Consider the following 13230-nt stretch of genomic DNA (forward strand, 5'->3'; position numbering starts at 1 on the left):
ACGCCAGTAACCGTCACGGTTCATCCCTACCAGTAGGGATCTTCGAGATTATAAATCATGAGAGCGGAAAAAATTGCGCTAGTAATCGTCACTTGATTATGAGATTGTGCCACAGTAATCTACAGGCTCTGATATCTCTGCGTCCAACCCGCCATGCTTATTTTCCGCTATCTCTTGATCGATTGGCTTCATCGACTGAGCGGTCTATCTCTGGCTCAAACAGCCTTGCTTGTTTGCATTGTTTTCGTTCTTGCTGCAGGCGTCGCATTTTGGCGCGCGAAGCGATTTCGCATCGTTGTCGAGTACGACTCGCGTGAATAAAACCAAAAAGGGGGATCGGTATGGACGTCTCGTATGACTTGCTGCGAGAACCTTGGCTTTCGGCCTGTCTAACAGACGGCACGGTCACCTCGATGGGATTGATGGAGGTGTTTGAAAGCAGCCGGGATATCGTCGCGCTGGCCGACACCGCGCCGCCGACGCTCGTTGCGCAATACCGGTTGCTGCTGGCCATCACCCATCGCGCGATCACGATGGCGCAGGGGCGGTGGCGCGAATCCGAGCGAGCCGGCTGGTATCGCAATGGCCTGCCCATCGAGGCGATACGCACGTATCTTGAGCACTGGCAGGACCGTTTCTGGCTGTTTCATGACACGCATCCGTTCATGCAGGCGGCGGTTCTGGACACGGCCAAGCCGACCCGCGATAAACGCAAGAGCGTGGCCCAGATCTCGCTGGCGAGCGCGACTGGGAACACGCCGGTGGTGTTCGATCACGCTTACGACAGCGAGCCGACGGAACTCACTCCGGCACAGGCGCTGAATACGCTACTCGGATTTCTGCAATTCACTCCGGGTGGTCTGGTCAAGGTATTTCGCAGCTCGGACAAGGCCGGTGCGCTGGCCAATACCGCCGCGGTCATCCCGTTGGGTCAGAATCTCGCGGAGACGATCGCCCTGGGTCTGCATCCCGATCAAAGGCGATCCGATGCGGAACCCGATAGACCGAGCTGGGAACGCGAGCCGCTAACCGAAAGTCAGCTTGGTGATGCGCCAGTTTTGGCCACCGGACCCAACGACCGCTACACACGGCAGAGCCGTGCCGTGCTGTTTCAGCGCGAAGATAACGGCAATATCCGTTGGCTGCGCTTCGGTGCCGGATTGGCACTGGGCGATAGCGATACCCAGCCCGATCCGATGGCGAGCTTTCGTGCCGGGCAGAACGGCCCGGTCCGCATCAGCTTCACCGAGGGCCGTGCGACTTGGCGCGATCTGCCCGCGCTCGTGCCCGGGCCTGCGACAGAAAATGAAAATCGACGCCCGGCGGCGGTCATGGCCTACGCGGCCAGTCTGCACCGAGCACTCGGGCCCGGCGCGCATCGTCACCAGCCATTGATGGTGGCCGGCTTGGCGAGCGATCAAGCCAAGTTGCTGCGCTGGCGCATGGAACAGATCGTGCTGCCTGCGAACCTTCTGATTGATCCGGATCGCTCCGAAACACTCCAGAAGAAAGTGGCGGATGCCGAAGCGCTGTACTACGCGTTGCGAGCACTCGCCCGCGCAATGCTCGTGCACAGCATGCCCGATCCGGATAACAAGGAAACCAAGGCACGGGCCCAGAACCTGCTAGCGGCCGGGCCGCTCACGGCGACCTATTTTTCTGCGGCCGAACGCGCTTTGCCCGAGCTTATGCGGCAACTCGGGGCCGGCGATTTCACGGCGGCGACGCGACACTGGAACGAGGCGCTGGATCGAGCGGCGCGGCGCGCCTGGAACGATGTCGTCGTTGGACTGGGGAGTACGCCCCGCGGCTTGCGTTCAGAGGCCCGCCATTATCCGCGTTTGGTCGGGCTGCTCGGCAAACATGCGCCCACCAATAAACGCGCAGCGCCCGGAGACAAGTCATGACATCGCATGCGCAGACATTCGTCGACTATCTCGAAACGCTCCATCAGAACGATCGCGGCGCAATCGCCCATCTGCGCCACAGCCTGACGCGGGAACTTGGTGAAGATCCAAAAGCAATAACGCTCGTGGAGCGTTTTGTGGGTGGCGATCGACAAGCCGACGATCCGCATCGGCGCGCGCTGTATCTCGTGGCTGGCCTGTTCGCCAGCCATCCGGAACGCGCCCGTGCCTCTTTCGCCGAAGCGTTCGGCGCGCTTTGGCGTACACGAGACAATCCAAGCGTCGAACAGCGTTTCATCGCATTGCTTGAAGCCGATGAACAGCAGGTGGTTGCGCGTCTGCGCCAGGCCACGACGCTGCTCGCAGCAGACGGCTACGGATTCGACTACGCCCAGTTGATATCCGATATCGCGCTGTGGCTCGACCTGCGCAAGGACGAGCATCGGTGGCGTGCGATGCGACAACGCTGGGGGCGCGATTTCTATCGGGCGGCGTTCGCGGATCGGGTGGTAAACAGCGATCCGGAGGTCTTCACGAAACACCTCGTAACCCTTACGAAAGACAAATCCAGTGGGCTGGCGCGTCTGCGTCGAAGCCTGACGTTGCCGCCCGGCGAGGATCCTGCGGTATTCCCGTGGATAGAGCCCTTCGTGGACCCGGCCTGGAAAAGCAGCGATCCGAGACGACGCGCACGTTATCTCGTGGCCGGTCTGTTCGCGATCCATCCGGTGTATGAGCCGAACCGAAGCCTGGCCACAGCGCTCAACCGGCTGGCCGCTCATCAGAAAGACGACGGCGAAAGCATCGAACGTCGCTTTATTGCAGTGCTCGGCGCCTCGGCCGACACCGTGGCCGACCATCTACGCCAGGCGGTGGCTTTGCTTCGCGATACCGCGATCGGTTACGACCCGACACTACTTATCGAAGACCTGTCGATCTGGTTGGCGCGGTCAACGAATATCGCGCGTCTGGATCGGCGGCGCCAACAATGGGCGCGGGATTTCTACTGGATACCGCGTAGCAACGAACCCGATACCCAAACCGAAACATCACAAGAGCAGGGGGCCTGAACATGCGTGCATTCCTCGAATTCCACATCATCCAGAACTTCGCGCCGTCGAATCTCAATCGCGACGATACGGGCGCGCCCAAGGATGCCATCTTCGGTGGGCATCGCCGAGCACGGGTGAGCAGCCAGTGTTTCAAGCGGGCGACGCGATTGGCGGCGGCCGAATACAACCTCATCGACGAGTCACACCGCGGCATTCGCACCAAACGCCTCAAGCGGTTGCTGATCGAGCGATTGAATGATCGCGATCCGGAAGAAGCCGCGGGCAAGATCGAGAGCGCGCTGGCGGCGGCGGGGCTCAGCCTGTCCAAGAAAGACAGCGAAAAGACCGAATATCTGCTCTTTCTTGGCGAGAAGGAAATTGCAGGCTTTGCCGAATTGGTCGACGAGCACTGGGATGAACTGGCGGATGTCGATTCGACCGCCAACAAGAAACAGCGCAAGGCGGCCGCGCCGCCGGAAGTCACTAAGAAAGCCAAGGCGCTTCTCGATGGCGGCAAGGCCGTGGACATTGCGCTGTTCGGACGCATGCTCGCCGATCTGCCGGCAGTGAACCAGGATGCCGCGTGTCAGGTTGCCCATGCGATCAGTACGCATCGCGTGGAACGCGAATTCGATTACTACACGGCGGTCGACGACGACCTGGGGCCCGAGGATGAGCCGGGCGCGGACATGATCGGCCAGATCGAATTCAACTCGGCCACCTTCTATCGCTACGCGGTGCTCGACATCAACAAGCTGCTCGACAACCTGCAGGGGGATCGTGAGCTTGCCTTATCGGCTATCGAGGCATTCGCCACGGCGTTCGTGCGTGCCGTGCCCACCGGCAAACAGAACACCTTCGCGGCTCACAACGCGCCGGATTTCATCGGCGTGAGCCTGCGTCATGTCTCGCCGATGAGTCTCGCGAACGCGTTCGAAAAGCCGGTAACGGCGGATCTGCGCGAATCGCTCACGGAACAATCGGTTCAGCGCTTGCAAAAGACCGACCAGAAGCTATCCGCCGTCTACAGCGACGGTCACGACCAGTGGCTGTATCTGGATCTGACCGGTCAGTGGCAAGACAACGATCAAAGTGAAGCGTTGCCGAACCTCGTTCAGCTTGCCCAGCGCGTACGCGAAATCACAGATACGGCGCTGGAGGCGTAGTCGTGGCCACACTGCTGATGTGCCTGGCCGGGCCCATGCAATCCTGGGGCACGACCAGCCGATTCGACGAGCGCGACACGCAGCTCGAGCCCTCGAAGTCGGGTGTGCTCGGGCTTGTCTGCGCCGCACTCGGGCGCGACCGGACGCGGCCGATCGCCGATCTCGCGGCATTGCGGATGGCCGTGCGCGTTGATCGCGAAGGTATCCCGATGCGCGACTATCACACCGCCACCGGCGTGGTCGCGTCATCGGGCAAGGTGGATTCAAATCGGACGGTCGTCAGCCAGCGTTATTACTTATCGGACGCGGTTTTTCTGGTGGCGCTGGAAGGTGAACGCGAGCTACTTGCTCGAATCCACGATGCCCTTCGCGCGCCCCACTGGTCGTTGTGTCTCGGGCGTAAAAGCTTCGTTCCGTCGCGCCCGGTATTCATGCCGGACGGTTTGCGCGACGGTGGTCTGTTGGATGCGCTGGAATCGACGGCGCTGCTCACCGAGCGAGACACCCGTGAGAAAACGCAGCAGCGACGCGTCGTGATCGAAGATCCCGACGAAGGCACCGTTCGGGTCGACCAGCCTATCGCGCCATTCTCCGAGCGTCGGTTTGGTCCGCGTTTCGTCAAGACATTCGATCTGGAACTGGAGGTCGACGATGTTTCTGACACGACTGACGCTTGACCTGCGCCATAGCGCGGTTCGCCGCGACCTCGCCGATGCCTACGATATGCACCGCTCTCTGGTCCGTGCCTTTGTAACCGAAGACGACGAAGTGCCGCCGCGTTTTCTCTGGCGTGTCGAGCCCGAATCGGTATGGCGGGCCCCCGTGCTGATGGTTCAATCGACCGTCGAACCGGACTGGCGTGTTTTCGAGGGAAGCGGCTACCTCAAAAGAGCGCCAGAGACCAAAGAGGTCGATCCAGCCGCGCTCATTCAGGTCGAGCGTTATTATCGGTTTCGGCTGTTCGCGAACACGACGATTACGCAACAGGGCAAGCGCTACGGTTTGCAAGCCGAGACGGAGCAACAAGCCTGGCTCGAACGGAAAGGCGCCAAATGTGGTTTCGAGATACAGAACGTTCTAGTCACGGCAAGCGACGTAGTGCATATGAAAAACGACGCGATCTGCTTGCAACAAGCCTGTTTCGAGGGTGTTTTGAAGGTCACGAATGCGACGATCTTACAGGCCGCGGTCGAGCAGGGCATCGGCCCCGGTAAAGCATTCGGTTTCGGATTGCTGAGCCTCGCGCCACGCTGATCGTAAGTCCGATATTCGATGGCCTTTTTGCCCCTAAAACCCATCCCGATCAAAGAGCGCCGCTCCATGATCTTCGTCGGCCGCGGTCAGATCGACGTGCGTGACGGGGCGTTTGTCGTTATCGACGAGGTCAACGGCGAGCGCATGCATATCCCGGTCGGCACGACCACTTGTCTGCTGCTCGAGCCGGGTACGCGGGTGTCGCATGCCGCGGTCAAGCTTGCCTCGACGGTCGGCACGTTGTTGATATGGGTCGGCGAGGCCGGCGTACGGCTGTACAGCGCCGGCCAGCCGGGCGGGGCGCGCTCCGACAAACTCCTGTATCAGGCCCGGCTCGCGCTGGAAGACGATCTGCGTTTAAAGGTCGTTCGCAAGATGTTTGAACTGCGGTTCGGCGAGGCGCCGCCGTCGCGGCGCAGCGTTGACCAACTCCGCGGCATCGAAGGGGCCCGCGTACGCAAGATCTACCAGCAACTGGCAAAGCAACACGGGCTCAAATGGCACGGCCGGCGCTACGATCCGAACAACTGGGATGCCTCCGATCCGGTCAATAAAGCCTTGTCGGCCGCGACGGCCTGTCTGTATGGCATCACCGAGGCCGCGATTCTGGCCGCCGGTTACGCGCCTGCGATCGGGTTCTTGCATACCGGCAAGCCGCAGAGCTTCGTTTACGACATTGCCGATATCGTCAAATTCGATACCGTGGTGCCGGCGGCGTTCAAGGTGGCCGCCCGCGGTGTCGCCAAGCCTGATCGCGAGGTACGAATCGCCTGTCGGGATGCGTTCACGAAAACGAGATTGCTCAATCGCATCATTCCAATGATTGAGGACATTCTCGCCGCCGGCGAGATCGAGCCGCCGCAGGCAGCGCCCGAGCAGGTGCCACCCGCCATTCCCACGCCGGACTCGCTCGGCGACGCGGGCCACCGGAGCGGTTGATATGACGATGCTGACGGTCGTGACCGAAGCGGTGCCGCCGCGATTACGTGGCCGGCTAGCGGTGTGGCTGCTCGAAGTGCGAGCCGGCGTCTATGTCGGAGATGTCAGCAAACGCGTACGCGAGATGATCTGGGAACAAGTCAACGGTTTGGCCGAAGATGGCAACGTGGTGATGGCATGGGCCAGCCGCCACGAATCCGGTTTCGAGTTCCAGACCTACGGCGAGAATCGCCGGATGCCGGCCGACCATGATGGGCTGCGTCTGGTGCGTTTCGTGCCTGATTCTCCAAGCAATTGATTTACAAAGATCTTTAACAAAACGAACTGAGGAAAAAGTAACCAATATCGCTGGTGGATTTTCTGCCGGTGGTTTTGTCTTTTGAAAACAAACGTCTATGATTAGACCGTTCCCCGCAGGCGCGGGGATGAACCGACGTGATTGTGACTCGCGTTGGCTGCGCAGCCCCGTTCCCCGCAGGCGCGGGGATGAACCGACCTCCACCGCCATCGAATACCAGGGCCAAGCCCGTTCCCCGCAGGCGCGGGGATGAACCGGCGCCGGACTATCACGCTGTTTTCGCGTGTGCCCGTTCCCCGCAGGCGCGGGGATGAACCGAAATGGAACTGGCTGATGTTGTAGCAGAATACCCGTTCCCCGCAGGCGCGGGGATGAACCGTCAAACGCTTCGCCCGCGTCCATGCCGAGCGTCCGTTCCCCGCAGGCGCGGGGATGAACCGGGCGTCGAAGTGCTTTATGTCAGCGGGTGTGCCCGTTCCCCGCAGGCGCGGGGATGAACCGACGGATCGGTTAAGCAGGCCCGCGAATTACAACCGTTCCCCGCAGGCGCGGGGATGAACCGATCTTTCCCAACCAGGCCGACGCGGACAAGGCCCGTTCCCCGCAGGCGCGGGGATGAACCGTACATATCGAAGTCGGTCGACGGGCGCCACGTCCGTTCCCCGCAGGCGCGGGGATGAACCGGCGGCAGTAAATCCAACTCCAACACAACGTATCCGTTCCCCGCAGGCGCGGGGATGAACCGAACGGAGAACGGCGAGAGGTGCCGCTGTCACGCCGTTCCCCGCAGGCGCGGGGATGAACCGCGAAAGAGCGATCAGAACGCAAAGTTCCACGCCCGTTCCCCGCAGGCGCGGGGATGAACCGTGTGATGCGGACAGCGCTTGGCGCAGTACAGCCCGTTCCCCGCAGGCGCGGGGATGAACCGGCGGTGCGTGGAACCTGCTCACCCGCGATCAGCCGTTCCCCGCAGGCGCGGGGATGAACCGTGATCATGGTTTACAACGACGCGGCGCGCGGCCCGTTCCCCGCAGGCGCGGGGATGAACCGCCGCCTAAACCGCCTGCACGTCATCAGACCATCCGTTCCCCGCAGGCGCGGGGATGAACCGACGTGAACAGCGCCATCAACAGCGTCGAAAACCCGTTCCCCGCAGGCGCGGGGATGAACCGACCACGAGCACACCGTGATCGAATTTACGCCGCCGTTCCCCGCAGGCGCGGGGATGAACCGATTTCCCTATCACTCCATCCGTGCCATCGCCGCCGTTCCCCGCAGGCGCGGGGATGAACCGCCGCGATAGCGGTCTGCCAGTCGCCGGTATCGCCGTTCCCCGCAGGCGCGGGGATGAACCGATCGCTACATCGCTGGCATTGGCGTCGACCGTCCGTTCCCCGCAGGCGCGGGGATGAACCGTGACCGCTCTCAGCAACGATCGCAACACGCCGCCGTTCCCCGCAGGCGCGGGGATGAACCGCCCCGCGTTAGCAGGGCTTGTTTGGTGTGTTGCCGTTCCCCGCAGGCGCGGGGATGAACCGTGCGGCTCAACATGGCAGTTGGTGGGCTCGGACCGTTCCCCGCAGGCGCGGGGATGAACCGCATTTTATGGATTTCCAGCACGTCCGCCTCGGCCGTTCCCCGCAGGCGCGGGGATGAACCGCTGGGAACGTCACGGCCCAAATGGCCAACCATCCGTTCCCCGCAGGCGCGGGGATGAACCGGCTCGTCCGATCCCACCACGACCCGGCGCAGTCCGTTCCCCGCAGGCGCGGGGATGAACCGGTGGCGGCATGATCGTCAATAGCCAGGAATCCCCGTTCCCCGCAGGCGCGGGGATGAACCGATTCGCCAGGTGCACAAAGCCACGGGCGTGCCCCGTTCCCCGCAGGCGCGGGGATGAACCGCCATGTTTTTGCATATGGAATATGCACTCGGCCCGTTCCCCGCAGGCGCGGGGATGAACCCTACTTCGAGTTCCTCGAGCACGCGGCACGCGCACGAGCTGCCGTTCCCCGCAGGCGCGGGGATGAACCGCTTGTCGGCAATATTGGCACCCTGGCGAACGACCGTTCCCCGCAGGCGCGGGGATGAACCGCCCAGACGGAGGTTGAGGCGCTGGGAAAAGGCCCGTTCCCCGCAGGCGCGGGGATGAACCGATGTACCGCCGCCAGCGCCGCTAGTAGGTGGGCCGTTCCCCGCAGGCGCGGGGATGAACCGCCCTGGGCACGGAACAGCTCGCGCGGCTGCAGCCCGTTCCCCGCAGGCGCGGGGATGAACCGCTCGGCGGCCCAGAGGTCGAGAACACCACCATCCGTTCCCCGCAGGCGCGGGGATGAACCGTGCTGCAGGCCGCTGCAGGAGCCGTCCAGAGCCCGTTCCCCGCAGGCGCGGGGATGAACCGCAGATCAAGAACTTCGGCAACGACGACTAACCCCGTTCCCCGCAGGCGCGGGGATGAACCGAACTCCTCCAGAACGGGTCGTATCTCGGCCCACCGTTCCCCGCAGGCGCGGGGATGAACCGAACGCGGGCAAGACGAACGCGCCCGCGGCGCACCGTTCCCCGCAGGCGCGGGGATGAACCGGTTCCCCCTATAGGTCAACTATAGGTAGAACCCCGTTCCCCGCAGGCGCGGGGATGAACCGGTATCGAGTCGATTTACCGGTTCTTTGTGCCCCCGTTCCCCGCAGGCGCGGGGATGAACCAACCGTGCGCACGGCGGCGCGCGTGCTGAAAGATAGTTTGGAACTCGTGGATTAGTGCGCTGCGTTCTTTGCGCTTACGCCGGATGCTGCCCCCAGAAACCCGCCCGACTGCATGGCCCACAGGCGCGCGTACAGGCCGTTGCGCGCGATCAGTTCGTCATGGGTGCCGGTTTCGACGATGGCGCCGCGGTCGATCACTACCAGACGGTCGAGTTCGGCGATGGTGGATAGTCGATGGGCGACGGCGATCACGGTCTTGCCTTGCATGATGGTGTGCAGGTTTTCGGTGATGGCGGCTTCGATTTCGGAATCCAGTGCGGCGGTGGCTTCGTCGAGCAGCAGGATGGGGGCGTTCTTGAGCATGACGCGGGCGAGTGCGACGCGCTGGCGCTGGCCGCCGGAGAGTTTCACGCCGCGTTCGCCAACGTGGGCGTCGAGTCCGCGGCGGCCCTTGTTGTCGGTCAGGTCGTGGACGAACCCGGCATGGGCCGCGTCGATCGCGGCCCGGAGTTCGGCGTCGGTGGCGTCGGGCCGGCCGTAGCGGATGTTGTCGGCGATCGAGCGGTGCAGCAGGGCGGTGTCCTGGGTGACCATGCCGATCGCTTCGCGCAGCGAGGCCTGGGTGACGCCGGTGATGTCCTGGCCGTCGATGGTGATACGGCCGTTCTCGGGTTCGTGGAAGCGCAGCAGCAGTGCGAGCAGGGTGGACTTGCCGGCACCGGAGCGCCCCACGAGCCCGATTTTTTCGCCCGGCGCGATCGACAGCGAGAAGTTGGAGATGATACCGGCGTCGTTGCGGCCGTAATGGAAGGAGACATCCTCGAAGGCAATCGCGCCGTGGGCGACCTGTAGCGGGCGCGCGTCCGGGGCGTCGACGATCGCCCGGTTGCGGGTGAAGCTGCCCATGCCGTCGCGGATGGTGCCGATGTGCTCGAACAGGTTGGACACTTCCCACATGATCCACTGGCTCATGCCGTTGATCTGCAAAACCAGCCCGACAGCGGTGGCGACCGCGCCGGCGGTGATCGCGCGCTCGCTCCAGAACACAATGCCCAGCCCGGTGACGGCGAACAGCAGCAGGGCGTTCAATAGATACAGGCTGGCGTAGAAGCCGTTGATGCGCCGCATCTGGGTGTACACGGTCGACAGGAACGACGACATGCTGGCCCGTGCGTAGTCGGATTCGCGCTCGGTATGGGCGAACAGTTTCACCGTGCCGATGTTGGTATAGGCATCGACCACGCGCCCGGTCATCTCGGCGCGGGCGTTGGCCTGGGCTTCGGCGATCGCCTGCAGGCGCGGCAGGAAATACTTGAGTAGTGTGATATAGCCGATCAGCCAGCCGCCGAACGGCAGCGCGAGCCGCCAGTCCGCGCCGGCCACCATGATGACGACGCCGCCGAAATAGACCGCCACGTAGAGCAAGACGTCCACGAACTTCATCATCACTTCGCGGATGGCCAGGGCGGTTTGCATCATCTTGGAGGCGATGCGGCCGGCGAAATCGTCCTGGAAATATGTCAGCGATTGGTCCAGCAGCCAGCGGTGGACCTGCCAGCGAAAGCGCATGGGCACATTCGGTGCCATCGCCTGGAAGGTGGTCAGCCCCTGGCCGAAGACCAGCGCGGGCAGCAGTACCAGCACAACGATTGCCATGCCGACGAGCGGCCAGGCGTTATCGGCGATGAAATGCGTGCGGTCGCTGGTCGAGAACCAATCGACGATATGGCCGAGAAAACCGTACAGCGATACCTCGATGATCGAGGACGCCGCGGTAAGCACGGCGGTTGCGATCAGCAGCTTCCACACCGGCCGCGCGTAGAAGGCGATGAAACGCGGGATGCTGGTCTCGGGCGGCGTACGGTCGTCGTCGGGAAACGGATCGACGAGCCGTTCGAAGAACTGGAACATGGGCGGGTCGGTCGCGAGGGCGGCGGCGTCGGCAGGCAAGGCGACGTAGTCTAACCGCGTTGCGCATCGGCTTCGATAGCGGCGAGGCCAGGCACGGCGGGGCGTGCGATCCGGTGCCGACCTGCGGCTTGGGGCGGCGTATGGTGGCGACTGGTGACGCACGGGGCGCGGCTGTCGGATTACGCCGTTGGCTAATCCGACCGACAAAAGCAAGGTGCTTGCCGTGATCTGTAGGTCGGCCTGGGCCGAAGGGCGTAGGCTGACAGCGGGCGCTTTATCGAAGCCGCCATCGGCTACGGTTTCGCTTGGGCCGGCGCCTGTTTCAGACGCCGGCCCACCAGTCGTAGCCGCGATCTTCCCAATAACCGCCGTGGCCGCCCTGGATATGGGCGAAGCTGTCGACCAGTTCGATGTGCATCACGTACTTGGCCATTTTATAGCCGAGTTGGCGTTCGGCGCGCAGGCGGATGGGGGCGCCGTTGGCCACCGGCAGGTCGGCGCCGTTCAGGCCGTAGGCCAGAATCGTCTGCGGGTGCCGGGCTTCGATCATGTCGAGGCTTTCGTAGTAGGGCTGCGGCGAGCCGTAAAGGTGGTCGGCGCAGTGGAAGACCACGAAGCGGGCGTTGTCCGTCGGCCGCACGCGCTCCAGCAGGTGGCCGAGCACCACGCCGGTCCATTGGCCGATGCACGACCAGCCCTCGACGCAGTCGTGACGGGTGATCTGGGTGCGCGAGGGCATGGCCTTGAGCTCGGCGAGCGAGAAGGACGCCGGCTGCGCCACCAGGCCGTGAATGTCGAGCCGGTAGTTGGCGAAGTGGGTGGCGACGAGTTGCCGGTAGGCCGCGCTTTGCGGATTGATCGTGCCGTTGGATTTGAACGTCGGCGCAATGTCGCTCGGACTGTATTCCCGTGCCAGCGATGCGCGCGAGGCGACCAGACGCTGGGCGGCCTGGGTGAGTTTCTCGGTGCGGCCGAGGAAATTGCGCACTGACTGGCTGTGGGTCCAGTCGCAGCCGGAGAGCATGCCGGCGGCGCCAAGCGCGCTCAGCCCGGTCAGGATACGGCGGCGGGCCTGGCTCGGTCGCCCTGTGTGGCGGTCGTCATGCGACATGATCAGTATCCTCGCGGCCGGGCGCGGCTTCGGTTGCAGGCGGCTCGTCTAGCTTGTAGCCGCCGGTGATCATCGCGCGCATGTTGTTTACCACGCCGGAGACGAGCACGAGCGCCAGGTGGACGATGAAAAAGCCCACCAGCGCGAAAGCGCACAGGAAGTGGAGGGTGCGGGCGCTCTGGTGGCCGCCGAACACATACGTCAACCACGGCCAGGCCGCGTCCATGGTCGGCGACATCGTCAGCCCTGTGAGCACCATCAGCGGCAACAGCCCGAACAAAACGAGCAGATAGGTCAGCTTCTGGATGATGTTGTAATCGCGGACCCGCGGAAAACGGAATTTCGCGTGTTCGGCCACTTCATGCCCGAACCGGCTCATCTCGCCGCGGTGGATGCCGATCAACCGTCGCCGGCGGCGGCTGAAGATGGAATAGATCAGATACAGCACGAGCATTACGCCAAATACCCAGGCGGCGGTGAAATGCCATTGCCGGCCGAGCGACAGCCATTGCTGACCGGGCAGCGTGGCCCAGGCGGGAAAGGCGCGGGCCTGCATCTGGCCGTCGACACGCGACCAGCCGAGCACGCCGGTGGTGGGGATCTGCAGCCCCTCGATATTCACGTAACCCATCGGGTCGCCGCTGGCGTCGCGCTGTGCGCCGATCGACAGGAAGGGGTGGCCGAAGTCTGACCCGTGGCCCCAGTAAAGCGCCGGGTGCGCATTGAATATCTGTAGCCCGCTCATGAGCAGCACAAGCAGGCACACCGCGTTCATCCAGTGCCAGAGCCGGGTGGCCCAGCCGTGGCGGCGGATCACGCCGGAGGCACGGGCCGTCGATTCAAAGCCCTTCGCCATGACGAAGCCGGTTGCGGAGTACTTGGGGATC

The 13230-nt window shown here is 63.4% G+C and carries 10 protein-coding genes and 1 CRISPR repeat array; of the genes, 7 read left to right on the forward strand and 3 right to left on the reverse strand.

The features are described from left to right. The first annotated feature begins 341 nt into the window (after positions 1 to 341). Genes casA through cas2e form a run of 7 tightly spaced genes read left to right on the forward strand, consistent with a single transcriptional unit; the run spans position 342 to position 6616 of the window. Complete coding sequence (gene casA / locus ACS8YF_RS03040; protein WP_440848743.1) at positions 342 to 1907, forward strand: type I-E CRISPR-associated protein Cse1/CasA; 1566 nt, start codon at positions 342 to 344, stop codon at positions 1905 to 1907. Beyond that, positions 1904 to 2977, forward strand: coding sequence for a type I-E CRISPR-associated protein Cse2/CasB (casB, locus tag ACS8YF_RS03045; protein WP_440848744.1), 1074 nt, complete (start codon positions 1904 to 1906; stop codon positions 2975 to 2977). Before casA ends, casB begins: the two co-directional genes overlap by 4 nt. A 2-nt stretch (positions 2978 to 2979) precedes the next feature. After that, a complete protein-coding gene (gene cas7e / locus ACS8YF_RS03050; protein WP_440848745.1) occupies positions 2980 to 4125 on the forward strand; it encodes a type I-E CRISPR-associated protein Cas7/Cse4/CasC in 1146 nt (381 codons plus the stop codon). Positions 4126 to 4127: 2 nt separating this feature from the next. Then, on the forward strand, positions 4128 to 4802 hold the full coding sequence (gene cas5e, locus ACS8YF_RS03055) for a type I-E CRISPR-associated protein Cas5/CasD (RefSeq protein ID WP_440848746.1): 675 nt from the start codon (positions 4128 to 4130) through the stop codon (positions 4800 to 4802). Beyond that, complete coding sequence (gene cas6e, locus ACS8YF_RS03060; protein ID WP_440848747.1) at positions 4777 to 5379, forward strand: type I-E CRISPR-associated protein Cas6/Cse3/CasE; 603 nt, start codon at positions 4777 to 4779, stop codon at positions 5377 to 5379. The genes cas5e and cas6e overlap by 26 nt, the downstream gene beginning before the upstream one ends. Before the next feature lie 18 nt (positions 5380 to 5397). Further along, positions 5398 to 6318: a type I-E CRISPR-associated endonuclease Cas1e gene (gene cas1e, locus ACS8YF_RS03065; protein WP_440848748.1), complete on the forward strand. Its 921-nt coding sequence runs from the start codon at positions 5398 to 5400 to the stop codon at positions 6316 to 6318. Between the two features lies 1 nt (position 6319). Next, positions 6320 to 6616: a type I-E CRISPR-associated endoribonuclease Cas2e gene (cas2e, locus tag ACS8YF_RS03070; RefSeq protein ID WP_440848749.1), complete on the forward strand. Its 297-nt coding sequence runs from the start codon at positions 6320 to 6322 to the stop codon at positions 6614 to 6616. A gap of 106 nt (positions 6617 to 6722) precedes the next feature. Next, positions 6723 to 9322: a CRISPR direct-repeat array (repeat unit 29 nt; unit sequence CCGTTCCCCGCAGGCGCGGGGATGAACCG). Positions 9323 to 9372: 50 nt separating this feature from the next. Here cas2e and ACS8YF_RS03075 read toward each other — a convergent pair. The 3 genes from ACS8YF_RS03075 to ACS8YF_RS03085 all read right to left on the reverse strand — a co-directional run bounded on the left by ACS8YF_RS03075 (position 9373) and on the right by ACS8YF_RS03085 (position 13199). After that, on the reverse strand, positions 9373 to 11232 hold the full coding sequence (locus ACS8YF_RS03075) for an ABC transporter ATP-binding protein (RefSeq protein WP_440848750.1): 1860 nt from the start codon (positions 11230 to 11232) through the stop codon (positions 9373 to 9375). 322 nt (positions 11233 to 11554) lie between these two features. After that, a complete protein-coding gene (locus tag ACS8YF_RS03080; protein ID WP_440848751.1) occupies positions 11555 to 12343 on the reverse strand; it encodes a molybdopterin-dependent oxidoreductase in 789 nt (262 codons plus the stop codon). Continuing rightward, positions 12333 to 13199 (reverse strand): cytochrome b/b6 domain-containing protein, encoded by an 867-nt coding sequence (locus ACS8YF_RS03085; RefSeq protein WP_440848752.1) that lies wholly within the window; start codon positions 13197 to 13199, stop codon positions 12333 to 12335. Before ACS8YF_RS03085 ends, ACS8YF_RS03080 begins: the two co-directional genes overlap by 11 nt. Positions 13200 to 13230 lie beyond the last annotated feature (31 nt).

The organism is Salinisphaera sp. SWV1 (assembly GCF_052044155.1).
GTDB lineage: Bacteria > Pseudomonadota > Gammaproteobacteria > Nevskiales > Salinisphaeraceae > Salinisphaera.

Bases quoted from the DNA above. Each gene is read 5' to 3' on its own strand.
- casA (WP_440848743.1), top strand. From the start codon at position 342: ATGGACGTCTCGTATGACTTGCTGCGAGAACCTTGGCTTTCGGCCTGT.
- casB (WP_440848744.1), top strand. From the start codon at position 1,904: ATGACATCGCATGCGCAGACATTCGTCGACTATCTCGAAACGCTCCAT.
- cas7e (WP_440848745.1), top strand. From the start codon at position 2,980: ATGCGTGCATTCCTCGAATTCCACATCATCCAGAACTTCGCGCCGTCG.
- cas6e (WP_440848747.1), top strand. From the start codon at position 4,777: ATGTTTCTGACACGACTGACGCTTGACCTGCGCCATAGCGCGGTTCGC.
- cas1e (WP_440848748.1), top strand. From the start codon at position 5,398: ATGGCCTTTTTGCCCCTAAAACCCATCCCGATCAAAGAGCGCCGCTCC.
- cas2e (WP_440848749.1), top strand. From the start codon at position 6,320: ATGACGATGCTGACGGTCGTGACCGAAGCGGTGCCGCCGCGATTACGT.
- ACS8YF_RS03075 (WP_440848750.1), bottom strand. From the start codon at position 11,232: ATGTTCCAGTTCTTCGAACGGCTCGTCGATCCGTTTCCCGACGACGAC.
- ACS8YF_RS03080 (WP_440848751.1), bottom strand. From the start codon at position 12,343: ATGTCGCATGACGACCGCCACACAGGGCGACCGAGCCAGGCCCGCCGC.
- ACS8YF_RS03085 (WP_440848752.1), bottom strand. From the start codon at position 13,199: ATGGCGAAGGGCTTTGAATCGACGGCCCGTGCCTCCGGCGTGATCCGC.